The 1022-nt window shown below is 60.5% G+C and carries 1 protein-coding gene; it reads right to left on the minus strand.

All coding sequences use genetic code 11. The features are described from left to right. Window positions 1-184: 184 nt before the first annotated feature. The gene (locus tag YO9_RS0112530) at window positions 185-712 is read right to left on the minus strand and encodes a CGNR zinc finger domain-containing protein (RefSeq protein ID WP_016997798.1); all 528 of its coding nucleotides are present in this window, start codon (window positions 710-712) and stop codon (window positions 185-187) included. Between the last annotated feature and the right edge of the window lie 310 nt (window positions 713-1022).

Below are 1022 nucleotides of genomic sequence, written 5' to 3' on the forward strand. Positions count from 1 at the left end.
GCCGGTTCATACCGCCTATGAGCGCGGGTTGTTGTAGGAGCGCCTCTTGAGTAACGGAGGACGCGAGTGCGCTGCGGGCTATCCGCCCGCGGACCTTGGCCACCGAGCGCGGAATGGACCGCTCCGTGTTTCGGCGAGGGCTTGGACGACCAGGCACAACTTGGATCATCACCCTCGCGGTGGCTCAGTTTCGAACGGCCGCACGTCGAGCCGCCCGGTACGCGCGGGCTCGATTCCGATTCTGACACGTCACACAGCAATAACGACGCCGCCCGCCCGGGGATTGATCGACGTAGACGTCCACGCATTCATCACTGTCACACGAACCCAGTCGCCGCACGTCCGGTTCGTCACGCAGGTGGTGCAGTACGGACAGCACCGCGTTGGCAAGGAGTTCACGGTCAGGTCGCGATACATACCAAGCCTCTCGAACCGTCCAGTCATCTGCAGCAACGGCCGGAGTCATCCCGGTCTGGCTCATTAGGGCGTTCAGTCGTTCGACGCACTCGCCCGCCGAGGTAGCGGCGAAAATCGGGCGGACCAGGTTCGCTGTTTCGATCAACGTTGTCTCATCCAGGGGCCCGAACCGGCTCCATGTCTCCGGGCTCTCCGCTTTAAGCGCCGAGGCATCGGGATAAGGATCCCCGCTCATGGAGGAACCAGCTCGCGGAGCGTCGCCCCATTCATTCACGATGCGGACCAGCACGTTCATGGGTAGCGCATGTATCTCAGTTCTCGAGGGCTTGCCCATCACTCCGCCTCTCAGTCGTTCAGGAATTCTCGTTCCTCTCCGACAGCTCACCGTGGCACAATCTTGTCACGTATTTACCCCAGTATACCCGTGACAAATTCGTCACGGCTGATAAAGTTCTTTACGTGACATGAATGACGGACACCTGCGCGCAGCCTGGCGCAGCAGGTCGTCAAACAGCCCAGGCATCGCGTATGACTAAACCTTGATCCACCGATCGCGTGCTGGGTAGGGGACGTCATTAAAGACGAAATGCCCGTCTGACCGGGAA

The sequence above is a fragment of the Kocuria atrinae C3-8 genome (assembly GCF_000286355.1).
Taxonomy (GTDB): Bacteria; Actinomycetota; Actinomycetes; order Actinomycetales; family Micrococcaceae; genus Kocuria; species Kocuria atrinae_A.

Coding starts and splice junctions, on each gene's coding strand:
- YO9_RS0112530 (WP_016997798.1), bottom strand. CDS start 712: ATGAACGTGCTGGTCCGCATCGTGAATGAATGGGGCGACGCTCCGCGA.